This window comes from Microbacterium hatanonis (genome assembly GCF_008017415.1).
In the GTDB taxonomy this organism is placed as follows: Bacteria; Actinomycetota; Actinomycetes; order Actinomycetales; family Microbacteriaceae; genus Microbacterium; species Microbacterium hatanonis.
The window spans coordinates 111556-135704 of record NZ_VRSV01000002.1; the positions used below are offsets into that span (position 1 = coordinate 111556).

The 24149-nt window shown below is 70.2% G+C and carries 21 protein-coding genes and 1 pseudogene; 10 read left to right on the forward strand and 12 right to left on the reverse strand.

Annotation, left to right across the window (positions count from 1 at the left end; translation table 11 throughout):
• Positions 1-2: 2 nt before the first annotated feature.
• Both FVP77_RS10735 and FVP77_RS10740 read left to right on the forward strand, forming a co-directional pair.
• Positions 3-560, forward strand: coding sequence for an ECF transporter S component (locus tag FVP77_RS10735; protein ID WP_147894624.1), 558 nt, complete (start codon positions 3-5; stop codon positions 558-560).
• A gap of 51 nt (positions 561-611) precedes the next feature.
• The gene (locus tag FVP77_RS10740; protein WP_147894625.1) at positions 612-1874 is read left to right on the forward strand and encodes an LCP family protein; all 1263 of its coding nucleotides are present in this window, start codon (positions 612-614) and stop codon (positions 1872-1874) included.
• 139 nt (positions 1875-2013) lie between these two features.
• On the opposite strand, the gene FVP77_RS10745 is transcribed toward FVP77_RS10740, so the two are convergent.
• Positions 2014-3087 carry a M15 family metallopeptidase gene (locus FVP77_RS10745; protein WP_147894626.1) on the reverse strand — a complete coding sequence of 358 codons (1074 nt, stop codon included), beginning with the start codon at positions 3085-3087 and terminating at the stop codon, positions 2014-2016.
• Positions 3088-3195: 108 nt separating this feature from the next.
• On the opposite strand from FVP77_RS10745, the gene FVP77_RS10750 reads away from it, so the two are divergent.
• Positions 3196-5295 carry an intein-containing Rv2578c family radical SAM protein gene (locus FVP77_RS10750; protein ID WP_187266907.1) on the forward strand — a complete coding sequence of 700 codons (2100 nt, stop codon included), beginning with the start codon at positions 3196-3198 and terminating at the stop codon, positions 5293-5295.
• A 97-nt stretch (positions 5296-5392) separates the two neighbouring features.
• Here the strand turns inward: FVP77_RS10750 and FVP77_RS10755 are convergent, their stop codons facing one another.
• Complete coding sequence (locus FVP77_RS10755) at positions 5393-7606, reverse strand: DEAD/DEAH box helicase (RefSeq protein WP_147894627.1); 2214 nt, start codon at positions 7604-7606, stop codon at positions 5393-5395.
• Positions 7607-7920: 314 nt separating this feature from the next.
• On the opposite strand from FVP77_RS10755, the gene FVP77_RS10760 reads away from it, so the two are divergent.
• Both FVP77_RS10760 and FVP77_RS17070 read left to right on the forward strand, forming a co-directional pair.
• Entirely contained in the window at positions 7921-8826 is a 906-nt protein-coding gene (locus FVP77_RS10760) for an aldose 1-epimerase family protein (RefSeq protein WP_147894628.1), read from the forward strand.
• Between the two features lie 310 nt (positions 8827-9136).
• Positions 9137-9625 (forward strand): annotated as a pseudogene (locus FVP77_RS17070) (DUF998 domain-containing protein); the annotation flags it as partial.
• Between the two features lie 88 nt (positions 9626-9713).
• On the opposite strand, the gene FVP77_RS10770 reads toward FVP77_RS17070, so the two are convergent.
• The 4 genes from FVP77_RS10770 to FVP77_RS10785 form a co-directional block, all read right to left on the reverse strand.
• Positions 9714-12944, reverse strand: coding sequence for an efflux RND transporter permease subunit (locus FVP77_RS10770; RefSeq protein WP_147894630.1), 3231 nt, complete (start codon positions 12942-12944; stop codon positions 9714-9716).
• A gap of 187 nt (positions 12945-13131) precedes the next feature.
• Positions 13132-14094, reverse strand: coding sequence for a DNA topoisomerase IB (locus tag FVP77_RS10775; RefSeq protein ID WP_147894631.1), 963 nt, complete (start codon positions 14092-14094; stop codon positions 13132-13134).
• Between the two features lie 4 nt (positions 14095-14098).
• On the reverse strand, positions 14099-14365 hold the full coding sequence (locus FVP77_RS10780; protein WP_147894632.1) for a DUF7218 family protein: 267 nt from the start codon (positions 14363-14365) through the stop codon (positions 14099-14101).
• A 90-nt stretch (positions 14366-14455) separates the two neighbouring features.
• Positions 14456-15112 (reverse strand): FMN-dependent NADH-azoreductase, encoded by a 657-nt coding sequence (locus FVP77_RS10785; RefSeq protein ID WP_147894633.1) that lies wholly within the window; start codon positions 15110-15112, stop codon positions 14456-14458.
• Between the two features lie 79 nt (positions 15113-15191).
• On the opposite strand from FVP77_RS10785, the gene FVP77_RS10790 reads away from it, so the two are divergent.
• The 3 genes from FVP77_RS10790 to FVP77_RS10800 all read left to right on the forward strand — a co-directional run bounded on the left by FVP77_RS10790 (position 15192) and on the right by FVP77_RS10800 (position 17137).
• Positions 15192-15530 (forward strand): winged helix-turn-helix transcriptional regulator, encoded by a 339-nt coding sequence (locus FVP77_RS10790; protein WP_147894634.1) that lies wholly within the window; start codon positions 15192-15194, stop codon positions 15528-15530.
• Between the two features lie 126 nt (positions 15531-15656).
• Complete coding sequence (locus tag FVP77_RS10795) at positions 15657-16532, forward strand: DUF4097 family beta strand repeat-containing protein (RefSeq protein WP_147894635.1); 876 nt, start codon at positions 15657-15659, stop codon at positions 16530-16532.
• A complete protein-coding gene (locus FVP77_RS10800) occupies positions 16529-17137 on the forward strand; it encodes a PadR family transcriptional regulator (RefSeq protein ID WP_147894636.1) in 609 nt (202 codons plus the stop codon). The genes FVP77_RS10795 and FVP77_RS10800 overlap by 4 nt, the downstream gene beginning before the upstream one ends.
• A 3-nt stretch (positions 17138-17140) precedes the next feature.
• Here the strand turns inward: FVP77_RS10800 and FVP77_RS10805 are convergent, their stop codons facing one another.
• Positions 17141-17689 (reverse strand): universal stress protein, encoded by a 549-nt coding sequence (locus tag FVP77_RS10805; protein ID WP_147894637.1) that lies wholly within the window; start codon positions 17687-17689, stop codon positions 17141-17143.
• A gap of 140 nt (positions 17690-17829) precedes the next feature.
• On the opposite strand from FVP77_RS10805, the gene FVP77_RS10810 reads away from it, so the two are divergent.
• Entirely contained in the window at positions 17830-18048 is a 219-nt protein-coding gene (locus tag FVP77_RS10810; RefSeq protein ID WP_147894638.1) for a DUF3073 domain-containing protein, read from the forward strand.
• Between the two features lie 25 nt (positions 18049-18073).
• Here the strand turns inward: FVP77_RS10810 and FVP77_RS10815 are convergent, their stop codons facing one another.
• From FVP77_RS10815 to FVP77_RS10830, 4 genes are all read right to left on the reverse strand, one after another.
• The gene (locus FVP77_RS10815) at positions 18074-19291 is read right to left on the reverse strand and encodes an MFS transporter (protein WP_246134080.1); all 1218 of its coding nucleotides are present in this window, start codon (positions 19289-19291) and stop codon (positions 18074-18076) included.
• A gap of 13 nt (positions 19292-19304) precedes the next feature.
• The gene (gene purF / locus FVP77_RS10820; RefSeq protein ID WP_147894639.1) at positions 19305-20813 is read right to left on the reverse strand and encodes an amidophosphoribosyltransferase; all 1509 of its coding nucleotides are present in this window, start codon (positions 20811-20813) and stop codon (positions 19305-19307) included.
• Between the two features lie 6 nt (positions 20814-20819).
• A complete protein-coding gene (gene purM / locus FVP77_RS10825; protein ID WP_147894640.1) occupies positions 20820-21950 on the reverse strand; it encodes a phosphoribosylformylglycinamidine cyclo-ligase in 1131 nt (376 codons plus the stop codon).
• Positions 21951-22117: 167 nt separating this feature from the next.
• Complete coding sequence (locus FVP77_RS10830) at positions 22118-22963, reverse strand: endonuclease domain-containing protein (RefSeq protein ID WP_147894641.1); 846 nt, start codon at positions 22961-22963, stop codon at positions 22118-22120.
• A 216-nt stretch (positions 22964-23179) separates the two neighbouring features.
• Between FVP77_RS10830 and FVP77_RS10835 the strand changes: the two genes are divergently transcribed.
• The gene (locus FVP77_RS10835; RefSeq protein WP_147894642.1) at positions 23180-23794 is read left to right on the forward strand and encodes a zinc-binding alcohol dehydrogenase; all 615 of its coding nucleotides are present in this window, start codon (positions 23180-23182) and stop codon (positions 23792-23794) included.
• Here FVP77_RS10835 and FVP77_RS10840 read toward each other — a convergent pair whose 3' ends face one another.
• On the reverse strand, positions 23795-24139 hold the full coding sequence (locus FVP77_RS10840) for a potassium transporter Trk (RefSeq protein ID WP_147894643.1): 345 nt from the start codon (positions 24137-24139) through the stop codon (positions 23795-23797).
• Positions 24140-24149: the final 10 nt, after the last annotated feature.

Sequence of the window (24149 nt, forward strand, 5' to 3'; positions counted from 1 at the left end):
CCATGTCGAGAGTGTCCACCGCGTACCTGCTGACCTGCGCCGCCATCGGCGTCGCAGGCGGCATCCTGCTCCTCGGCGCCAACTGGGTCTCGACGGCGCTGTTCGCGACCGTGCCGTTCATCTCGGTCATCCTCATCGGGCTCTGGCTGCTTCCCGCGGTCGTGGGCATGCGCCTCCTCGAGCGCCCCCTCGCGGCCCTCCTCGTCGGCCTCATCTCGGGCCTGGTGCTCGTGCCCTTCTCGGGCTACGGATTCGGCAGCGTCGCGACGAACCTCTGGTACGCCGCCTTCGTGGAGCTGCCGTTCCTCCTCGTGCTCTACCGGTTCTGGTCGAGGTGGCAGTACTTCGCCGGCGCCGTCGTGGTCGGCGCCGTCTACCCCGTCCTCGCGTCCGCCACCTTCGATCTCTTCTCCTTCCCGTGGTGGGGCCAGTCGCTGTTCTTCGTGCTCACGCTCGTCAGTTCGATCGGCGGCGTCGCGCTCGGCATCGCGATCGCCGACCGACTCCGGCGCACCGGAGTCGCCCGTATTGCTCGCCGCCGCCCGCCGGTGCGGGCCTGAGCGGTCGCCACGACCTCTGCATAGACTCGTTCGAGACCGACGAGGGGAACCATGGCCCGACGACGCAAGACCGTGGCGCAGCACGCGCGCCTCGGATCGCCGAGCGCCCTACGCCAACTCACGACGCTGGTCGCGGTGGCGGTCGCCGTGGTTCTGGTCTCCATCGCGGGCACCGCTGCCTACACGGCCTACGACCTCACCACCAGCTTCACCCAGGGCGCGGTCGAGACCGAGCAGGATTCTCCGATCCCGCCCGACATCGGTGAGATCGAGGGAGGCGTCAACCTCCTCGTCACGGGGATCGACGAGTGCGAGGAGAAGTATCGCGAACTGTTCGGCGCGCGGTGCGACGGCCCCGATGCCGAGACCCAGCTCAACGATGTGAACATGCTGCTGCACATCTCCGACGATCCGCGTCGGGTCACAGTGATCTCGTTCCCGCGCGACCTGATCTTCTCGGCACCGGGATGCACGCGCAACGACGGCACGACGTGGCAGGGCGGACGCATCCAGATCAATGAGACGTACGAGCTCGGCGGACTGAACTGCGTGATCGATTCCATCGAGGGTCTGAGCGGTCAGCAGATCCAGTTCGCCGCGACCGTGACCTTCGGCGGCGTCATCGAGATCACCGACGCGATCGGGGGCGTGGAGATCTGCCTCGACAAGGGCATGCGCGACTCGAATACGGGAATCGACTGGCCCGCCGGCAATCGCACGGTGCAGGGGATCGACGCGCTGCAGTTCCTGCGCACCCGCTACGGCGTGGGCGGCAGCGACCTCGCCCGCATCAGCAACCAGCAGCAGTACATGTCGAAGCTCGCCCGCAAACTTGTCAGCGACGACGTGCTCACGAACCCCGCGACCCTCTACCGCCTCGCCTCATCGACGTTGCGGAGCGTCACCCCGACCGACACCCTCACGAACCCGATCACGCTGGTGCAGATCGCCCTCGCCGTGAAGGACGTACCGTTCGAGGACATCGTGTTCGTGCAGTATCCGTCGGTGACGGCTGCCGGAGACACCAACCGTGTCGAGCCGAACACCTCCGCGGCGACGCAGCTCTGGGAGGCGATCGAACAGAACCGCCCGCTCGAACTGACAGGAGACGTGGGCGCCAACGGCGGGGTCGTCGAGGTCACGCCCGAGCCCACCGTTCCCGAAGAGACGTCCGATCCGCCGCAGACGCCCGATCCCGCCCAGACGCCCGACGACGCCGCCGCCACTCCCGGCGACGTGGCGACGCTGCCGCCCAGCATCACCGGCTCGACCGCCGCACAGGACACCTGCTCGTCGGGGAATCTCCGCCAGTAGGCATTGCTCGAGCCGTCGACCCCGCATGCTTTCGCCGAGCCGACACGCGGTCGGCGCCGATAGCGTACTGGCTCGGCGAGTGCGTACGGGCTCGACGGCGGGGAAGCGCGCAGGAGGACGGGGCTCGGCCGGGGCGGGCTCAGCTCGCGTAGCCGGGGGCGGCGGGGAGGCCGAAGAACTCCTCGAGCGTCGTCCAGCCGCCGTCGTGGTACGCCCGGGCGAGCTCGGGGCCGACGTACCGCAGGTGCCACGGCTCGGGGAGATAGCCGGTGACGTCGGTGCGCCCGTCGAGGTAACGCACGATCCAGCCGTGCTCCCACGCGTGCTCGGCGACCCACGCGCCCTGCGGGGTCGCAGCGAGGTCGTCGAGCGAGCCGCATCCCGACGTGCCGCACGCCACGACGTCGGCACCGAGGCCCGACTGGTGCTCGCTGAAACCGGGCCGCGCGCTGACGAGGTCGGCGCCGGCGACACCACGGTCGCTGACGTGGCCGCGGTAGGTGGACTGCTGCGTCGAGTAGGAGCGGTAGCCGCTCTCCATCGCGAGATCGCCCACGCCCGCGTCACGAGCGGCGCCCACCATCGCCGACAGGGCGGTCGCCGCATCCGTCCGCAACTCTCCGCCGGAGAGGCTCTTCACTCCCTCGGGGAGGGCCAGGGGCGACGGGCCGAAGTCGATCGGCGAGAACGGCCGCTGCTTGTTGACGACGACCCAGGTGCGGTTCGGGTCGCCGAGCGGGATGCACGGCGCCGCGCCCGCAGCAACCGCCGAGCGGAAAGCCTCGGCGCCGCCCGCAGCGGCGATCACCGCAGCGTCGTCTCCGGAGGCGAGCACCTCGGCGAACGCCGGGTCATCGCAGAGGGCGCCGCCGGCGGCGGTGGCGTTCATCGTCGGCGACGGGAGCCCTTCGACGGGCATCGCCTGGATCATCGCGTCGATGCTCGGCGAGGGTTCGCTCGGGGTGGAGAGACGGTCCGGCGCGGAGACGGGCGCGCCCTCGGTGAGCACCCCTCCCGCGACCGCGGCGGTGACCGCCCCCGCCCCGCCGAAGAGCAGCGCGCCGGAGGCCGCCACGGCGAAGATCGCCCGCAGGCGCGCGGCTCGGCGGCCCCGCGCATGTCGAGCCAGGGTGCGCGGCGGGCTGGACGCGCGCTCGGCCGCCACACGCGCCTCTCGGCGCGTGCGGGGGGAGAACGGGCCGGGTTCCGTCACGTCCCCATTGTCGCCGATGGGCCGGAGCGAAACGAGGGAGCGGCGCGCCCTTCGAGACTGCGTCGCCACAGGCTTGCTTAACATTCGTATTTCTGTTCCCATGGAAACATGAGATGGCAGGGACAACAGCTGGGCGTGACGGATGCTGCGGCCCTGCCCGGTCTCGAGCGCATGGACGGCCTCGTGCGATCGGTCACCACTCCGGAGTTCGCCGGCATGACCTTCCACGAGGTGCTCGCGAAGACGGCGCTCAACCGCGTTCCGGGCGCGTCGGCGATGCCCTTCGACTGGACGGTGAACCCGTATCGGGGGTGCAGCCATGCGTGCACGTATTGCCTTTCACCCGACACCCTGATCCTCATGGCCGACGGACGGCAACGCCCAATGTCCGGCCTGCGTCCGGGCGACGAGATCATCGGAACCGAGCGATCGGGCTCGTACCGGCGATATGTCCGCACGACCGTGAGGGCGACCTGGACCACGCGCAAGCGCGCCCATCGGGTGACACTGGCAGACGGCACCGAGATCGTCGCAAGCGGCGACCACCGCTTCCTCAGCGAGAGGGGCTGGAAATACGTCACCGGCACGATGGCAGGAGCCGCCCGGCGCCCCTACCTGACACCGCAGAACCGGCTGCAGGGATTCGGCATCGGCGGCCCCCCGATGATCGATCCGCCTCTCGGAGAAGACTTCCGCCGTGGATACCTGGCGGGGATGATCCGCGGCGACGGGATGATCTTCCACCGCACCTACGACGACGGACGCCGCGTGCGGACGGTGCATCGCTTCCGCCTCGCTCTCGCCGACACCGAAGCACTCGACCGCACCCGCACGTTGCTCGCCGCCGAGGGGATCGCGACGAATACCCGCCCGTTCGGCGAGGCTACTTCCACGAGACAGGAGATCACCGCGCTCCACACGGCGAAGGGCGGGGATATTCGGCGGCTCGAGAGCCTCGTGTCCGAACCTGCGCTGCGCTCGAAGGACTGGCATGCCGGCTACCTGAGCGGCATGTTCGACGCGGAAGGCTCATGCTCACGTGGCATCCTCCGGATCTCGAACAAGGACGCAGACGTGCTGCGGATGCTGCGCGAAGCCCTCACCGCGTTCGACTTCCCGTACGTGCAGGAGCCGCCGAGGGAGAACGGGGTATCCACGATCCGTCTGCGGGGAGGCCTCCCCGTCCGCCAACGATTCTTCTCGGTCACCGCCCCGTCGATCACTCGCAAGCTCGACATTGTCGGAACCGCTGTCAAGACGTTCAGCGACCTCCGAGTGACCGGCATCGAAGACCTTGGCACCGAGATCGACATGATCGACATCACTACCGGGACCGGTGACTTCGTCGCCAACGGAGTGATCAGCCACAACTGCTTCGCACGCGGCACGCACGAGTACCTCGATCTCGATGCGGGCAACGACTTCGACAACCAGATCGTCGTGAAGGTGAACGTCGCCGAGGTGCTGCGCAAGGAGCTTCGGCGCGGCTCGTGGGCCCGGGAGCCCGTGATGCTCGGCACGAACACCGACCCCTATCAGCGCGCCGAGGGTCGGTACCGGCTGATGCCGCAGATCGCTTCGGCGCTCACCGAGACGGGCACGCCGTTCTCGATCCTCACGAAGGGCTCGCTCCTGCGGCGCGACCTTCCGCTGCTGGCGGAGGCCGCCGCATCCGTACGAGTGTCGCTCGCGATGTCGATCGGGGTGTTCGACGACGCGCTGCAGCACTCGATCGAACCGGGGACCCCCAGCGCACAGGCGCGACTCGACACCGTGCGGGCGGCGACCGAGCTGGGCTTCCGGGTGACGGTGTTCCTCATGCCGGTGATCCCGCACCTGACCGACTCGATCGCGGCGCTCGACGACGCGCTGCGGCGCATCAGCGAGGCCGGGGCCGTGCGAGTCGTCTACGGCGCGCTGCACCTGCGTCCGGGCGTCAAACCGTGGTTCTTCGAGTGGCTCGAGCGGGAGCACCCCGAACTCGTGTCGTCGTACCGCGGTCTGTACCCGGGCGTCTCCACGTCGGCGCCCAAGGCCTACCGCACCTGGCTGTCGAAGCGGGTGCGGCCTCTGCTGCGGATGCACCGCCTCGACGGTCACGACGAGGACGACCATCCGCGCGGCCGACCGCAGCCGGGCCTCGCCGCCCGCACGCCGCTCGCGACGCCGACCGTGCGACCCGCGGTCGCTCCGGCGACCCTGTTCTGACCCTCCCGCGCCGGCCGGTTCGGGGCGCAAAAATCGGGTGGGGGCGCGGAATTCCACGCCCCCACCCGAAGAATGCGCCCCGAACCGGGGCGGGGTGTCAGCCGGTGACGTTCGCGATCTGGCGGCCGGCGATCTCTTCGAGGAGGTCGTCGCCGGGGCGGGCGTCCTCGAACGGCGCGTCGATCTCGGCTCGCTCGAGCATCTCGACCATGCGGCGACGACGCTGACGCGGGATGAGCGTCACGACCCGACCCGTCCGGCCCGCGCGGCCGGTGCGGCCCGAGCGGTGCAGGTAGGTCTTGTACTCGTCCGGCGCGTCGGCCTGGACGACGAGGTCGATGTCGTCGACGTGGATGCCGCGTGCCGCGACGTCGGTCGCGACGAGCACCGCCACGCGGCCCGACGTCATCTTCTCGAGGTTGCGCGTGCGCTTGGCCTGGTTCAGATCGCCGTGGAGCGCGACGGCCGAGATCCCGGCGTCGTCGAACTGCTCGGCGAGCATCTCGGCGTACGCACGGGTGCGGGCGAAGACGAGCGTCTTGCCGGCCCGGTCGACCAGCGACACGAGGATCTCGGCCTTGTCGCGATGGTCGATCACGAGCACACGGTGCTCGATCGTTCCCGACTCCTGGTCTTCGCCGGCGACCTCGTAGACGGCGGGCTCCACGAGGAACTCGTCGACGAGCGCGGCGACCTCGCGGTCGAGGGTGGCCGAGAAGAGCAGCTTCTGGCTGCCGGCCGCGGTGTGGCGCAGAATCCGCTGCACGGGCTCGAGGAACCCGAGCTCGCACATGTGATCGGCCTCGTCGAGAACGACGATCTTGACCTCCGAGAGGTCGAGCTTGCCCTGCTCCACGAGGTCTTCGATGCGCCCGGGGGTTCCGATGACGATGTCGACGCCCTTGCGAAGAGCCCCGACCTGGCGACCCTGGGGAACACCGCCGTAGATCTGCGTGGTGAAGAGTCCGACGCTGCGCGCGATCGGCTGCACCGTGCTGTCGATCTGCAGCGCGAGTTCACGGGTCGGCGCGAGGATCAGCGCACGAGGCGCACGGGCGAAGGCCCGCTTCGTTCCCGCGCCGGCGCGCAGCACGCTCTCGACGAGCGGGGCGCCGAACGCGATCGTCTTGCCCGAACCGGTGCGTCCGCGAGCCAGGACATCCCGGCCCTGGAGGATCGGAGCCACGGTCGCGGCCTGGATCGGGAACGGGCTCGAGGCGCCGAGGTCGGCGAGGACCCGCACGATGTTCTCGCCCAGGCCGAGCTCCGCGAAGCCCAGCTCGGTGACGGTCGCCGCGTCGACGGCGTCGGCCTGGAGTCGCTCGTGCACGACGTCGACGTGCTGCTCCTGCTGCGCGCTGCGCTTCGGCGCCGAGGACCAATCGGAGCGACCCGGCCCTTCGGAGCGACGGTCGTCGCGGCGGGGACGGTCGTCGAACGAACGAGCCGGACGGTCATCACGAGCCGGACGGTCACCGAACGAACGAGCCGGACGCTCGGCCGAACGGGCGGGACGCTCGTCGAAAGAGCGGCGGGGGCCGTCGTCGAACGAACGGGCCGGACGGTCATCACGAGCCGGACGGTCACCGAACGAACGAGCCGGACGCTCGGTCGAACGGGCGGGACGCTCGTCGAACGAACGAGCCGGACGGGCGTCGCGGCGGGGACGGTCGTCGAACGAACGAGCCGGACGGTCATCACGAGCCGGACGGTCACCGAACGAACGAGCCGGACGCTCGGTCGAACGGGCGGGACGGTCATCGAACGAACGACGGGGACGGTCGTCGCGGTACGACGGACGCGCGTCGCCGGTGGTGCGACGCTCGGTGCGGTCGACGCGGTCGGTGCGCATGGGGCGGTCGTCGCGGCGGGGACGGTCGTCGAACGAACGAGCCGGACGGCCCTCGAACGACCGGGCCGGGCGGTCGGACGAGCGTGCGGGACGATCGTCGTAGGAACGGACGGGGCGTTCCGAGGACCGCGCGGGGCGGTCGTCGTAGGAACGGGGCGGGCGGTCGTCGAACGAGCGACGCGGACGGTCGTCGCCGCGACCCGTACCGCCGGCCTGGGTGCGGATGCCGCGCGACTCGTCGCGGCCGGCGCGCTCCTGCGCGGTCCAGCGACGCTTCGGGGCCGCCTCGGTCGTCTCGGCCGCGCGGTAGCCGCGGTGGCTCGGGCTCTTGCTGCCGGGCTTCGAGGCGGAGGCCCCGTCGCCGTGACGCTTGCGATCCTGGTACGCGGGCTTGTCGCCGTAACGCGGTTCGAAGTTCTTGGCGGGCCGGCCGCCGGCCGGCTTCTTGCTTTTGGGCATGGGAGGTGTCCTTCTCGGTTCTCACACGAGAACAGCGCCCGCGCGCAGCGGGAAACCCGGGCTCATCGTCGGCCGGGGGCCATTCCAGTAGATGGTCCGGGGCCGCGGATCGGGCCCCGTGAATCGGCCCCGAGGACTCACACAAGATGCCCGCGCCCTAGGCGCGGTGTCCTCCGCCGACCTGCCAACGCTACCCCAGCTGCCTGTGAGGCGCCCGCACGGTGCATCGACGCGGCTCCGGCGCACTCCGGCGGCCACCTTCTACGCTGTGGGGAGCGGATGCTTCGCACGCCGCCCGAGCCGAGGAGCACCCCATGATCGCCGATCCGACCGGACGCCGTTTCGTCCTCCGCCGCGACGACGTCATCGCGGAGATCGCCCAGGTCGGTGGATCGCTGCGCGCCCTCACCGTCGGAGGCACCGACCTCGTCTCCCGATACGCCGACGACCTTGCGACGCCGTCGGCGTCGGGTGTCGTGCTCGTGCCGTGGCCGAACCGCATCCGCGACGGGATCTGGCACGACGACGGCGAGATCCGACGCCTCGCGGTGACCGAGCCGGCGTTCGGAAACGCCAGTCATGGCCTGCTGAGGTTCTCGCCCTACGCGGCCGATTCCGAGCCGACCGATCGGGTGACGCTCCGTGCCGACGTCTATCCGCAGACGGGCTACCCGTTCCATCTCGCCACCGCCGTGACCTACGCCCTCACCGCGACGGGAGTGCACGCGACGCACGATCTGACGAACGTGGGGACGGGATCCGCGCCCGTCGCGATCGGAACGCACCCGTTCCTGGAGATCGGTGGTGTCGACACCGCAGAACTCGTCATCCGCTCCAGCGGCACGAGCCGGCTCATCCTCGACGACCAGAAGATCCCGGTCGGCGAGCAACCCGTCGACGCCGACACCGATCTGCGCGATGGGCGGCGCATCGGAGACCTCTCCCTCGACACGGCCTACCGCGGGCTCACGCGCGACGCCGATGGACGCGTCCGCCACACCCTCACCGCGCCGGACGGACGGGTGTCGACCCTGTGGCAGGGAGTCGGGTTCGAGTGGGCCCAGGTCTTCACGACCGACCGCTACCCCGCCCGCGACCTGGCCGTCGCCATCGAGCCGATGACCGCGCCGGCGAACGCCTTCAACTCGGGCACCGACCTGCGCCGTCTCGCGCCCGGTGAGACATGGACCCTCGAGTGGGGCATCGAGCTGACCGTCTAGCTCCTCGCCTCGCGGGGGCTACGACCCGCGGCACACGCGGCCGACTCACAGGTTCGATGTCAAGCCCGTCATCTCGCCGACTCATCCGGGCGGTACCATGTGCACGACGGCTTGCCGTCGCGCTGGGGAGCGAATTCTGGATGGAACCCGGCGTTCGCTTTCCGTAGGGGTAGAAGGGGCTGGGGGTCCCGCGGGGGGTGAACGCCCCGTTAGTCCTGGATGGAAAATGCCCGCGTCGAGCGTCGCTGCACCCCTGCCCCTCCGATTCTCCGTGCCGTCGGCTCGCGCCGCCGCGTCGCGACTGACGACGATGCACTTCGGCGCCGCATCCCTCGTGATCCTCGTCGGCGGCATCCTGCTCTCCATCCTCACGACGACCGAGCCGCTGTGGTGGCAGCTCCACTTCAGCGAGCTCGGCACGTACCGCAACACGTCGGGGGGCTTCTTCAACGGCACGCTGATCATCGCGGGGATCGCGGTGACCCTGTACGCGCGCAGCGTGGGGCGCGACCTCCGCCGCATCCGGCGCGTCTACGTGCGCCGCGGTGCGCCTCTCGTCGCGCAGGTCTGCCTGTCGATCGTGGGTGTGAACCTCTCGCTGGTCGGGTGCATCCCGCTCAACGTCAACAAGACCCTGCACGACAACGTCGCAGGCTCCATGGTGCTCGGCTTCGCCGCGTTGCTGCTGACGTCGCCGATCCTCCTGCACCGCATGCCGAAGCGCCTGGTGTTCACGACGAGCATCGTGTTCGTCGTGATCTTCATCGGCGCCTGGCTCTTCGTCACAGAGACGATCAACCTGGCTCTGTTCGAAGTGATCGCCACCAGCGCGATGTTCGCCTGGTCGGGCATCTTCACGCGGAGCCTCACGGCCCGCGTGCAGGCGGTCAGCTCTCCGGGTGCTCTCGTCGGTACTCCCGGCGCGACGCCGGTGCCGCGTCGTCACCGTGCGGTGCGCTCGCACCGGCGTGCGCTGCGACCGACGAGCCGTCCGCAGGTCCGGTCGCTGACGGGAGTGCCGCGTCGCCCCCAGCCGGTGCGCCCCGCCGTGCTGCGCGCCGCTCACGCGCCCCTTCCACGAGGGCGTACAGGGTCGGCAGCACGAGGAGCGTCAGGACAGTGGACGACACCAGCCCGCCGATCACGACGATCGCGAGCGGTTGGGAGATGAACCCGCCATGCCCCGTGATGCCCAGAGCCATCGGAGTGAGGGCGAAGATCGTCGCGAGCGCCGTCATCAGGATCGGCCGCAGTCGCCGTGAGCCGCCCGCGATCATGGCGTCGGCGACGTCGAGGCCCTTACGGCGGTACTGATTGACCAGGTCGATCAGCACGATCGCGTTCGTCACGACGATGCCGATGAGCATCAGCACACCGATCAGCGATGCGATGCCCAGCGGGATCCCGCTGACGATCTGCAGCAGGATCGCCCCGGTGGCCGCGAACGGGATCGACACCAGCAGAAGGAGCGGCTGGAGCAACGATCTGAACGACGCCACCATGATGATGTAGACGATCAGGATCGCCGCGAGCATCGCGAGCCCGAGCTGGGCGAAGCCCTCCTGCTGCTGGGTCAGCACGCCCCCGACCTCGGCGTCCGCCGACGAGGGCAGCTGCGCATCGGCGAGCGCGGCGTTCACCGCCGAGGAAGCCGCGGTCAGATCGTCGCCGTCCGGCGCGACCGTCACGGTGGCGGTCTGCTGACCGCGCACCGTCGTGATCGAGGTCGGCCCCTGCGTCTCGGCGACCGTGGCGATCTCGTCGAGTCGCACGATGCCCGCGGCGGTCGGGATGCTGAGAGCCCGCAGCTCGTCGATGGTGAGGGGCCTCTGGGCGGCCGCGATGTAGACCGTCAGCGAGGTCTCGTCGATCTCCACCGTGCCTGCCGAGCGGGGTTGCATCGTGTTCGAGACGAGACCGCCGACGGCGACCTCCGACAGCCCGCGCTGCGCGGCGGCGTCACGATCCACGGACACGGCGATGTACGGCAGCGAGTCGGACAGGTTGCTCGTGACCTGGCCGATGTCCTCGCGCGCGTCGAGCGCCGTCACGACGGCATCGGTCGCCTCCTGCAGCGTCGACCCGTCGGGCGCGGTCACGTCGATCTCGATGTCGCTGGATCCGAATCCGCCACCGGATGCGGCGACCGAGACCGTGCCGACGTCGTCGAGATCGGCGATCGCGTTCTGCACATCGCGTCGCACGGCTTCCTGGTCGGCATCGGTGTCGGTGGTCACCGAGTAGGTGATGCCGGCTCCGCCGCCGCTGAACGCGTCGCGCAGCGCCGACCCCGTCGAGCCGATCGAGACCTGCACCGTTCGGATGCCCTCGACGCCTTCGAGAGCCGTCTCGACGCGCTGCGCCGCCGCGTCCTCGGTCTCGAGGCTCGCTGCGGGGGCGACCTCCTGAGTGATGGTGAGGGTGTTCTGGCCCGAGTCCCCGAGGAAGTTGATCTTCATCAGCGGAGCGAGGAATCCTGTGCCGACCAGGACGACCGCCGCGAGAACGAGGGTGACCGCCTTGTGGGCGAGCGTCCACCGCAGCACCGGGAGGTATCGCTTCTGGAGACCGCTCGGCGGTGCGGCGGGGTCTTCGGGATCGATGGAGCGGCCTTCGGCGTCGGTCACGGGTTTGCCGGGCCGGAGGAACCAGTAGGCGAGCACGGGCACGATCGTCAGCGCGACGAAGAGCGAGGCTGCCATCGCGATCGACACGGTGAGCGCGAACGGTCGGAACAGCTCACCCGTGAGGTCGCCGACGAAGGCGATGGGGAGGAAGACCGCGACGGTCGTGAGCGTCGAGGCGGTGATCGCGCCGGCGACCTCCCGGACGCCGAGGAGGATGGCCTGGGTCTTGTCGGCACCCCGCACGTAGTGCCGTTTGATGTTCTCGATGACGACGATGGAGTCGTCGACCACACGCCCGATGGCGATGGTGAGCGCGCCCAGGGTCAGGATGTTGAGCGAGTACCCGAAGGCCTGGATGCCGATGAAGGTGATGAGCACGCTCGTCGGGATCGAGATCGCCGTGACGAGGGTGGAACGCACCGACAGCAGGAACACCAGGATCACCAGGACGGCGAAGACCAGCCCCAGCAGTCCCTCGAGGGCGAGCGACTCGATGGACTGCTCGATGAACGGCGCCTGATCGAAGACGACCGTGAAGGTCGCGCCCTCGAACGACGACTCGAGGGCGGGGAGCGCCGCGAGCACACCGCGGGAGACGTCGACGGTGTTCGCCGACGGGAGCTTCGTCACCGCGATCGTCAACGCCGGCTCGCCGTCGACGCGCGAGATGGAGGTCACCGGGTCGGCCTGCAGTTCCACGGTGGCGACATCGGCGATCGTCGTCGTCGCGGCGGCGGCCTGGGCGGCGTCGGTGGGGACGAGCGGGAGCGCGGAGAGGTCGTCGACCGAGGTGATCTTCGCACCGGTCTGCACGGTCAGGGTCTGATCGCCCTCGGTGATCTCGCCGCCGGGGAAGAGCACGCCGTTCTGATCGAGAGCGTCGGTGATGGCCTGCTGCGAGAACCCGCGTTCTGCGAGCGCCGTCTGGTCGGGGGTGATCGTGATGCGCTGACCGACGCCGCCGACGACCTGCGCTGCATTGACCCCGTCGACGTCTTGCAGGTCGGGCACGATCGTCGACTGGAGCGTCGCCTGTGCGGTGTCGGCGTCGGCGTAGCCGGTGACGGCGATCTGGATGACGGGGAAGTCGTCGATGCTCACCGACACGACGTTGGGCTCGACGTCGGTGGGGAGCTGCGCTTTGATGCGGTTGATCGCCTGTGTGATCTTCTGCTCGGCGGTGGCGAGGTCGGTGCCGTACGTGAACGACGCCTGCACGATCGACGCGTTGGTCGTGCTCGTCGCGGTCGTCGACTCGAGGCCGGGGACCCCCTGGATGGCCGTCTCGATCGGCGTGGAGACATCGTTGCTGACGACCTCGGGCGAGGCACCGGGGTAGGTCGTGACGACCGAGAGCACGGGCAGCTCGATCGAGGGGATGAGCTCCTGCTTCAGGCTCGTCAGAGCCAGGCCTCCGAACACCGCGACGACGATCGTGACCAGCGCGATGAGCGCCCGGTTCTTCAGGCTGAGGACGGCGAGGTTCGACACGGGGGTCCTTCGCGGATCGCGGGTGCTGCGGGATCGATACAGAGATGTATCGGTTTCAGTATTCCACGCGTGCGACGGGCCCGGCCGGGAGTTCGGCCGGGGAGCCCGGCACCGAGAACCCCCACTCCCGTCGCGTCGACGACATCCGCGCCTTCGGCCGTCGGCCTGCGGCCCACCGTGCGACGCCTCAGCCGAGGATGAGCGCGCGGATGGCGTTGTCGCGCGACCCGTCGAGACTCAACAGCCGCCCCTTGCGATATCGGTCGAAGACGCGGGGGTCGATGTAGCTGCTCTTGGCCACGGCGGGGGTGTTGCCGAGCCCGTCGGCGGTGGCGCGGATCGCCAGGAGTTCCGCGCGCTTGCGATCGCTCGCGGTGTCGACGGTGCCGATGCGGGCCAATGCCTCTGCGGCGAGGACGGTTCCTCGAAGCGTGCGGAAGTCCTTCGCCGAGAAAGTCCCGCCGGTGAGCACGCGCACGTAGGCGTTCACATCGCCCGGTCGCAGAGCGACGCGGCGGCGCCCCCTCCGGTACGACAGGAGGGGCGCTCTCGGGCGACCGGCGGCGAGCTCGCCGAGGGCCGCGGCGAGGTCGTCGTCGTCGAGCTCCAGGTAGGCGCGCTTGCCGCTCTTCGCCGGGAACGACAGCTCGACGTGCGACCCGTCGACCGTGGCGTCGCGGCGCTGCAGGGTGGTCAGGCCCCGACTGCCGTTGGTCGTGAAGTAGCGCGCCGAGCCGACGCGCGGAGCCACCTGGTCGAGGAGCCGGAACGACACCGCCAGCACGCGCTCGCGGTCGAGTTCGGCGCGTCGCAGCGACTGCGTGACGCGCCCCCTCGCCCGAGGCAGGGTGTCGGCGAGCGCGAGGGCGCGGGCGAACTTGCCCTTGTCCTGACGCTTCGACCAGTCCGCGTGGTAGAGGTACTGCCGCCTTCCCGCCTCGTCGGTGCCGACCGCCTGGATATGGGCGAGCGGCTCGTGCGAGATCCAGACCTCCCGCCACGCCGGCGGGATCACCAGCGCGCGCGCCCGGTCGGCGGCGTGGTCGGCCACAGCACCACCGGCGTGATCGACGTAGCGGAATCCTGCACCCGACCTCACCCGGCGAAACCCGGGATCCTCGTACGGGCGCACCCGAAGGAGCCGCGCCACGGCGTCAGTGCTCGCGGAGCATGGTGATCAGCTCCGCCTTCCTCTTGCCCGAGTACCCGCTCAGGCCGAGCTCCTTGGCTCTCGCCCTCAGCTCGGGAACGGTGCGGTCCTCGTAGTCCTCGGCCCGGCCGCCGCGCGTTCCCACGCGCGAACGTCCCTGCGCCGCGGCGGCATTGGAGATGCGGGCGGCCTTCTCCTTGGACGCGCCGTCTTTGCGAAGCTCCTCGTACATGTCTGGATCTTTGAGACTCGATCCGCGCGCACCGGGCATGGCGGCTCCTTCCGTCACCGAACTGAGCCCGAGATTAGAGCGCGCCGCGTGCTCGGCGCCGCGGGGTTGACACCGCGACGCCGAGCACGTTCAGGCGGCGGCGCGAGAGAGAGCGTCGGCGAGGAAGCGGCCGTGCTCGAGTGCCTGAGCGTGCGACTCCCGCGCGATCTCGGCCGCGGCGTCGGCGAACTGGTCGAGCGCGGGGTTCACACCGACGAGGGTGAACTCCCGCTGGACGACGCGGACGTCCATCCCCCAGACGTCGGCGAGGATGCGGCGCATCCACCCGGTCGCGTGATCCCAGCCCTCGCGCGGCGTGCCGTCGCGGTAGTTGCCGCCCTGCACGGTGGCGAGGACGGCCGGGCGGCCTCGGAGCGTGGTGGCGCCCGGCTGCATCCGCTCGTCCGTGACCACGAGGTCGACCCACGACTTGAAGTGCTGCGAGACGCCGAAGTTGTACAGCGGAACGGCGAACAGGAAGGCGTCCGCCTCGACCAGTTCGTCGACGAACGTCGCCGCAAGGGCGACCGCATCGCGCTGCTCGGCGGAGCGCTCCCCCGGTTCCACGGCGCCGGCGGAGACGGCCGCAGCCCATGCCGATGCGGGGACGGGGTCGACGCCCACGTGACGACGCACGATCGATGCGCCGGGGTGCGAGGCCGCCCACTCGGCCTCGACCACGTCGCCCAGCTCACGGCTGAGCGACCCTTCTTCGCGGATGCTGGCATCCAACCGGAACAGAACCATGGCACTCTCCACTTCTCGAAACCTTGTCACTCGTTATTTGCTAGCGACTGCGGAAAGACTAGCAGAGTAGAATGACCCCATGGATGCGGCCACCCCCCACGATGCGCGGAGTTGCGACGCGGCGCTCACCCACGCGTTCGTGGTACTGGGGAAGCGCTGGAACGGCATGATCCTCGGGGTCCTGGGCGGCGGCGAAGCGTCGTTCTCCGATCTGCGACGCGCCCTCGACGGCATCAGCGACTCCATGCTCTCCGAGCGGCTGAGCGAACTGGCGGCGAACGGTCTCGTGACGCGGACCGTCGAATCGGGGCCGCCGGTGAGCGTGCGATACGCCCTCACCGCCGGCGGGTGCGCCCTGGTGCCCGCGCTCGACCAGATCCGCGACTGGGCGAGCATCCACCTCGTACGCCCGGCCTGACGCTTCGACCGCCGCGCTCGAGGCCGCCGACCCTTGGTCCGCACGCATTGCTCTGGCGAGACGCGATATATCGTGTTATCTTCTCCTCAACGCGATATATCGCGACCATGCGAGAAGGAGTCGACCATGACTATGGAGAAGTGGATCATCCACCCCGGCGAGACGCGCGTCATCGACATCGAAACGGTGCGCTCGCTGAAGGCCGGCCTCGTCGGCGGCCAGATCGATGTCGTCGCCCATGACGAACCGGGCGTGCGCATCGAGGTGCACGGCGTAACGGTCAAAGACCTGCGCATCGAGATGTCGGGCGACGCGCTCGAGATCGACCACCCGCAGCTGCGCTGGGACAACTTCCTCGAGGTGTTCCGCAACTTCGGCGCCGGCGGGCCCAAGGCCGAGATCAGCGTCGCTGTGCCGCGCGACATCGCCTTCACCCTCGGGGTCGTGAGCGCGAGCGCGCTCGTGGCCGGCCTGAAGACCTCGGCGCGGCTCAACACCGTCTCGGGCGACATCATCGTCGACGGACTCGACGGCGACCTCACTCTCAACGCCGTCTCCGGCGACGTGCAGGTGCGGGAGCTCCGCGGCGCCCTCACCGCCAACAGCGTCTCGGGCGACGTCGCCGCCACAGGCGAGATCACCAAGACCTCCGTCGACACCGTCTCGGGGTCCGTGCTGGTCGACTCCAGCGGCCCGATCCACGCGATCAACGTCAACACCGTCAGCGGCAACGCGACCGTGCGCCTCGACGAGGGGCTCGCCGCGAACTACGTCGCGCGCACCGTCAGCGGGCGCGTGCAGGTCGACGGCGTGGTGCGTTCCGGCTCGGGACCCACCAACTACAGCGGCTCGTCCGGAGAACTCGCCGGCAACTTCGTCGACGTGCGCACCAACGCCGTCTCGGGCGACCTCACGGTGCTGCGCCGCCCGGCGCTCGCCTCATCGGAGTCGCCCGCCGTGGCGCCCGCCGCGCACGAGCACGAGTCGGAGGAGGAGCGATGAGCCCGGTGTTCTCGCACGGCGACCTGCGCCTCTACCTGCTGAGCCTGCTCGACGAGTCGCCCCGCCACGGCTATGACCTCATGCAGGCGCTGTCCGACCGCACCGGAGGCACCTACACGCCCTCGGCCGGCACGATCTACCCCCGCCTCGCCAAGCTCGAGGAGGAGGGACTCGTGACGAAGACCGTCGACGGACGCAAGACCGTCTACGAGATCACCGACGCCGGTCGCACCGAGGTGGCCGCCCGTGCCGGCGACCTCCGCGGCATCCAGGACGACCTCGCCGACAGCGTGAGACTCATCGCGCAAGAGGTGCGCGGCAGCGTCCGCGACGCGATGCGCAGCCTCCGCGCCGATCTCGCCGCCGCCTCGCGCGACGAGCGCGCCGAGCCCGCGACGCCCTCGACCGACGATGATCCTCGCGTGCGCAGCCGCGAGCAGCTGTATCGCGCCGACGCCCTCGTGAGCGAGTTCCGCGCGCGGGTGCGCAGCGACCTGCGCACCCGCGTCGCACGAGGCGGAACGCTCACCGCCTCGACGGTGGACGCTCTGGAAGCCGCGCTCGACGAAGCATCCCGAGCCCTCACCCGGGCGATGCAGGGCTGATCGTCACAGGCCCCAGTCGATCTCCTGATCGTGAGGCACCGGTTCGCCCAGCGGCACCACCAGCACCGGTCGGTGCTGCCGGTGGGTGAGCCGAGCGGCGACCGATCCGGTGAAGAACTCGCGGATCGACTCGCCGAGACCCCGGCGGCGGGTGCCGACCACCAGCAGCGGAGAGTCGATGCGATCGGCGAGTCGGGCCAAAGCCGTCGCCGGATCGCCGACCAGCTGATGCACCGACCACGCGACGTCGGTGTCGGCCAGAGCGAGGCGCGCCGCCTTCTCGACCTCGTCGAGCTGCGCACGGGCGGCGTCGGCGGCCATCTCGACCTGCGAGGAGTGGACGTACCCGTCGGGGTCTTCGAAGGTCACGAACCGGGTGACGTCGACGTGCACGACCGCGAGGGGAGCCGACGACAGTCTCGCGAATCGCGCGGCCTCCACCACGACCCGGGGGCTCACGCCCGGCGCGACACCGGCGATCACCGCGCCGCGCGGCACGTCGGTCGAGCCGGCGAGCGGCCCGTCGGGCTGGAGGGATGCTTCGTCGCTCATCGGTCGCGTCCTCTCGCCCCCCGGCGCGGGAAGCGCAGGAGGCCACCGTGATATCCTGAATGCTACTCTTACCGGCTTCGATCCGGATTCGCGAATACCGGGCTGGACAAGCCCGCGTCAGTCAAATGAGGGGGTCTCGCATGGGGCGTGGCCGTCAAAAGGCGAAGCACACCAAGATCGCCCGGGAACTCAAGTCGTTCAGCCCGTCGGTGAACTACTCGGCACTCGAGCGCGAGCTCGGGCACCCCGACGCCGACGAGAACGCTTACGAAGACAAGTGGGCGGATGAGTTCGACGACGACGAAGAAGGCGAAGAGGAAGACACTCCTCAGTCGTCCACCTCGCACGTGAGCCGCTGAGGCTTCTCGAACCCGCGTCGGCTCCTCACCAGGGGCCGTGTCGTCGTTCCCACTCGTCTTCCACCGTGCCCGAGCGCACGACGAAGACGGCGGCGGGAGCGGCCATCGCGATCACGACGCCGAGGATCACCAGCGCGACCGTCCAGTCGCCGGTGATCTCGTGGGTGACGCCGATCGCCAGCGGCACGAGAGCCGCGAAAGCGTAGCCGACGCTCTGGACGAACCCGCTGGTGGCCACGGCGGTGTCGTGCGCCCGCGTGCGGAGTCCGAGCAGCACCAGCATCATCGGGAACAGCAGCGGCGGCAGCCCGAGAAGAACGACCCAGAGCGCGGTCGCTGCCGCCGGAGCGAAGAGCAGTCCGGCGATCGCGACGAGACCGCCGCCGACCGCGACCGCATAGAGGCTGCGGATCACACGGTAGCGGGCTACCAGCAGGGGCACGAAGAGCGTGCAGGGCAGCCCGACCAAGGCGAAGAGCGCGAGCAACGCACCCGCCCCCTCGGCCGAGGAGCCCGCGACGTCGACGAGGATCGCCGGCAGCCAGGCGAACGCGGCGTAGACGACCGAGGCGTTCACCGCGAAGGTACCGGTGAGCGCCCACGCCAGGGGAAGACGCACGAGACGGCGGACGACATCGACGCGCGGCCCCTCGATCGCGTCACGGGGCGAGCGCCGCGCGCGCACGGCGATCACGACCCAGGGGACGAGGGAGGCGGCCCCCACCGCCGCCCACACCGCGAACGACAGCCGCCAGCCGAGCGAGTCGGCCAGGGGCACGGCGAACAGCGGCGGGACGAAGGTGGCCACCGTCATGGCGGTCGTATACACCGCTGTCATCGCACCGACGCTGCGGGGGAAGTACTTCTTCACGATGCCGGGCAGCAGCACGTTGCCCACCCCGACCGCGGCGAACAGCACGGCGGTGACGGCGAACAGCGACCAGGCGTCGAAGGCGAGGGCGCGGGCGGCGAGCCCCACCGCCCCCACGGCCACGGCCGCCAGCGCGAGTCGCTCGAGGCCGACCCGCCGCTCGATGGCGGGCGTCAGCATCCCCATCACGGCGAAAGCCGCGGGAGGCGCCATTCCGATGAGGCCGACGAGCGCGGCCGGCAGGGCGAAGTCGCGATCGATGCGATCGATGACGGGCGACAACGATGCCACGGCGATGCGCAGGGTCGCCGCCATCAGCACGATGCCGACGACGACGAGCGCGCGGCCGACCGGCCGGGACGGCGCGCTCACGGCCGCGACCGTGTCACGAGGACTGCGAACCCTCGACCCAGGCGAGGTACTCGGCCGAGACCGTACCGGTGATGTATCGGCCGTCGAAGCAGCTCATGTCGAGGTCGGTGACGTCCGAACCCTCGAGGATCGCCGCCTTGAGGTCGTCGACCTCCTGATACACGAGGTAGTCGCAGCCCAGCTCTTCGGCGATCTCGGGGATCGTGCGGTTGTGGGCGACGAGTTCCTCGCGCGAGGGCATGTTGATGCCGTACACGTGGGGGTAGCGGACGGGCGGCGCCGCCGACGCGAACGTCACCGTCTTGGCGCCGGCGTCGCGGGCCATCTGGATGATCTCGCGGCTCGTGGTGCCGCGCACGATCGAGTCGTCGATGAGCAGCACGTTCTTGCCCTTGAACTCGCTCGACATGGCGTTGAGCTTCTGACGCACGCTCTTCTTGCGCACCGCCTGTCCGGGCATGATGAAGGTGCGGCCGACGTAGCGGTTCTTGTAGAAGCCCTCGCGGTACTCGATGCCGAGCTTGCGCGCGACCTGCATCGCCGCCGGGCGCGACGAGTCGGGGATCGGCATGACCACGTCGATCGCCTCGATCGGCGTGTACTTCGCGATCGTGTCGGCCAGGCGGTCGCCCATGCGCAGGCGCGACTCGTAGACGGCGATGCCGTTCATCACCGAGTCGGGACGGGCGAGGTAGACGTACTCGAACGAGCACGGCACGAGCTGCGGGGTCGGTGCGCACTGCTGCGTGTGCAGCGTGCCGTCGAGCGTGATGAACACGGCCTCGCCCGGCAGCAGGTCGCGCACGACCTCGAAGCCGGCGTTCTCGAGCACGAGCGATTCGGATGCCACGACCCACTCGTACCCGCCGGAGTGCCCGACCGCCTCCACGCCGATCGACTCGCCGACAGACGCCGACGGGTCGGCCGCGCGGGTGCCGAGGATCAGCGGGCGGATGCCGAACGGGTCGCGGAAGGCGAGCAGGCCGTACCCGGCGATCAACGCGATCGCGGCGTACGACCCCTCGACGCGCTCGTGCACGCGGGTCACCGCGGCGAACACCTGTGCGGGGTCGAGATCGGGGCCGCCGATCTCGGACTGCAGCTCGGAGCCGAGGATGTTCACGAGCAGCTCGGTGTCGGAGCTCGTGTTGAGGTGGCGGCGGTCGCGGTGGAACAGCTCGTCTGTCAGCTCACGGGTGTTCGTGAGGTTGCCGTTGTGCACGAGGACGATGCCGTACGGCGCGTTCACGTAGAACGGCTGCGCCTCTTCCTCGTTCGACGCCGTGCCCTTGGTGGCGTAGCGCACGTGCCCGAGGCCGATGCCGCCGAGGAGCGTGCGCATGTCGCGCGTGCGGAAGCCCTCGCGCACCATGCCGCGTGCCTTCGAGATGTGGAAGATGCCGTTCGACTCGGCCGTGGCGATACCCGTCGAATCCTGCCCGCGGTGCTGCAGGAGGAGGAGGGCATCGTAGATCTCCTGGTTGACCGGGCCTTGGCCCACCATTCCGACGATTCCGCACATGTGGTGTTAGTTCGCTCCGGTTTCGGATGAGCCGTCGGCGTAGGCGCCCACGAGCCGCACTGCTCCTCCGTCGACACCCTTGGCGCCCTGTTCGAAGTCGCCGTCGGGGAGGGGGCTGTCGTGGATGGTGCCGACCGGCCACGTCTGGATGCCGAGGGCCGCGAGGTGGGCGGCAGCAGCATCCGCCTTCCCTGCCGAGACGACCGCGAGGAAGCCGATGCCGAGGTTCCACGTGCCCTCGGTCTCGGTGAGGGAGAGACCGCCGAGGTCCGCCAGCACGCGGAAGACCGGCGGAGGCGACCATGACGCGCGATCGACGTCGACCCAGGTGCCGCGGGGCAGCACGCGCGCGAGATTGGCGGCGATGCCCCCGCCGGTGACGTGTGTCAGCGCGTGCACGCCGTCGCCGAGGGCGTCGACGAGCCCGAGCAGCGGGGTCGTGTAGAGGCGGGTCGGCTCGAGGAGCGCCTCGCCCCACGTCACGCCGAAGTCGGCGGCGACGTCGCCGTACTGGATGCCGCGGCCCGAGACGATGTGGCGCACGAGCGAGTAGCCGTTGGAGTGCAGACCGCTGGAGGCGAGGGCGAGCACCACGTCGCCCGGGCGCACGCGCTCGGCGCCGAGGATGCGGTCGGCCTCGACCACGCCCGTCGCCGCTCCGGCGACGTCGTAGTCGTGGGGTCCGAGCAGGCCCGGGTGCTCCGCCGTCTCGCCGCCGACGAGCGCGGTGCCCGTCTCGGCGCAGCCGCGCGCGATGCCCGCGACGATGTCGGCGATGCGCTCGGGGAAGATCTTCCCGCACGCGATGTAGTCGGTCATGAAGAGCGGCTTGGCGCCCACCACGACGATGTCGTCGACGACCATGCCGACCAGGTCGAGGCCGATCGTGTCGTGCTTGTCGATCGCCTGCGCGATGGCGACCTTCGTGCCGACGCCGTCGGTGCTGGATGCGAGGAGCGGTCGGCTGTAGCCGAGCAGTGCCGAGGCGTCGAACAGGCCGGCGAAACCGCCGACGCCGCCGAGCACCTCTGGGCCGTGCGTGCGGCGGACGGCGGCCTTCATGAGCTCGACCGCGCGGTCACCCGCAGCCGTGTCCACGCCGGCATCGGAGTAGGGATTGCGGGGAGCTTCGGCCACGGTGACAGCCTACCGGCGCGCTGCGGCACGGTCTGCGCCCGTGACGCCGTCCCGCGTCACGCCAGGAGGACCGCCCCCCCGTCACGTAGGGAGGAGATGTCACGAGAGGAGGATGCTGCGCGCCCGAGGGGCCCTCCGCCCGTGAGATCTCCTTTCGCGGTGACGCCTCAGGCGGCGAGGTGGAGTCCTTGAGCGACGGCGCGAGAGAGAAGATCCTGCACCGAGACCCAGTCGTCGACGACCTGCCGGTACCCGACCCGGATCACGTGGTACCCGCGCAGCGCCAACTCGGCGTCGTGCCGCACGTCGCTTTCGCGCTGGGCGCCGACATGGTGGCCGCCGTCGATCTGCAGCACCAGGCGTTCGCCGATCAGGAAGTCGACGGGGCGTCCGGCGATCCACGCCTGCGCGATGATGCGCAACCGCATCCACTTCAGCCTCGGCAGGACGAACGACTCGAGCCCCGAATCGGAGAACGGCTGGGCCGCAGCAAGGATCTCGCGCGCCCGCGACCCGATGGGAAGACGCTGCAGCTCGAGCACGTCGACCCGTTGCGCGCGGAGCGCCGACTCCCACACCGCGAGCGCCGCCTCGAACGGCTGGCAGACCGCGACGAGCGCGAGAACGTTCTGGATCGGATCGCTCAGCGCGTCGGCGGCTCGCGGGAGGAGGGGCCGGGCGCGATGCACGTGCGCACCGGCGGGCACGTCGACACGGCCCGCGTTCGGCGGGGCGGCGACGTGCATCCCGGAGTGATCGAGCACCCACAGGCCGAGCCGCTCGGCCTGTGTGACGCACGTGAGGACCACCCCCGCCCGAGCCGCCACGAGGAGGGCGGGGTCGGCATCGGGCAGGGCGATCCACGACCGCCTGACCCGGATGGCGAGTCCGCGCTCGATCGCGGCGGCGATGGTGCGGTGCGGATGACCCTCGCGAACCAGACGGATGCTGCGGACGAGACCGCCTCCCGCCCGCAGAGCCATCGTCAGTCGTACCAGATCACGTTCGCGCATCCCCCGACCCTGGCCGACGGGGCGAGGTGCGGACCCGACCCGTCGGAGGGGTGGGGACGATCCGCTGCCCGGAACCGCTGGGGAGGAGCGGGCGGTGTCGCGAACGGAGGAGTTCTCACCGGGGGCTGACCCGGCGCGGCCGCAGCATCCTCCGCTCGTGAGATCTCCTCCGCCCGCGACGGGGGCGGGGCGGGCACACGGACCTACAATGGCGGCATGGCGGGCACCGGCGGTCCGGAGTGGACGATCCGCGAGGACGCGGGGGTCGCGGTGCTGCTCGCGCTCTACCTCCGGCAGGCCATCGGCGTCCGTTCCCCCGACGAGCTCCCCCACCTTCGCGGTGTGCCCGCCCGCACCGGCCCCGAGCGCGACGAAGAAGCCCAGGCCCGGCTCGAACGCCAGTGGCGCGAGTACTGGGCGATGACGGTGGAGCCGCAGGCCCACCCCTCACCCGTGCCGCTCGAGCTCGTCGACGACTTCGAGACCATGATCGCGCTGCCCGCCCAGGGCATGGCCGACCTCCAGGCCGCGATCGTGCCGCACGCGCGCGCCTCTCTCGCCTACGCGCGGGCGGAGAACGCGCGGTACTCGTCCGACTCGGGCGGCAGGCCCGGCGTGTCGTATCGCGCCTACGCCAGCGCGATCGCCGAGCACGAGCGACGCGTCGGCCGCCGCGCGCACTCGTTCGAGCTGAACGTCCAGGTGCTTCCGCTGACCCAGCGCGGCGTGTGGTGGATCGGCTCTCTCACCGTCGCCGTGACCGACGGGCTGCGCGGCGATGTGGTCGCGTTCGACGCGGCCATCCACCCGATCATCGCGGAGCTCGCCTGATCAGTCGGGCAGGTGCACCCGCTCGTGATCGACGACCACCTCGCGGGTTCGTCGACCGACCGTGCGGTCGAAGATCAGCGCGACGACACCGCCGATCGCGATGCCGGCGGGCACGCAGATGAGGGCGATGAAACCGAACACCTGCATGGGTGCGTACTCGATGCCCGTGTACTGACTGGTCTCGGCGGGGCGGGAGAACGCCAACGTCAGGATCATCGCGATGACGATGCCGAGAGCGGCGCCCGCGACCAGGAAGACGCTGTACTTGGGCGCCCGGCGCACGGTGACCGTCTCGACCTCGTCGGTGACGGAGGGAGGCGGTGCGTACTCGGGCTGGGCGGCCATGACCCTATTG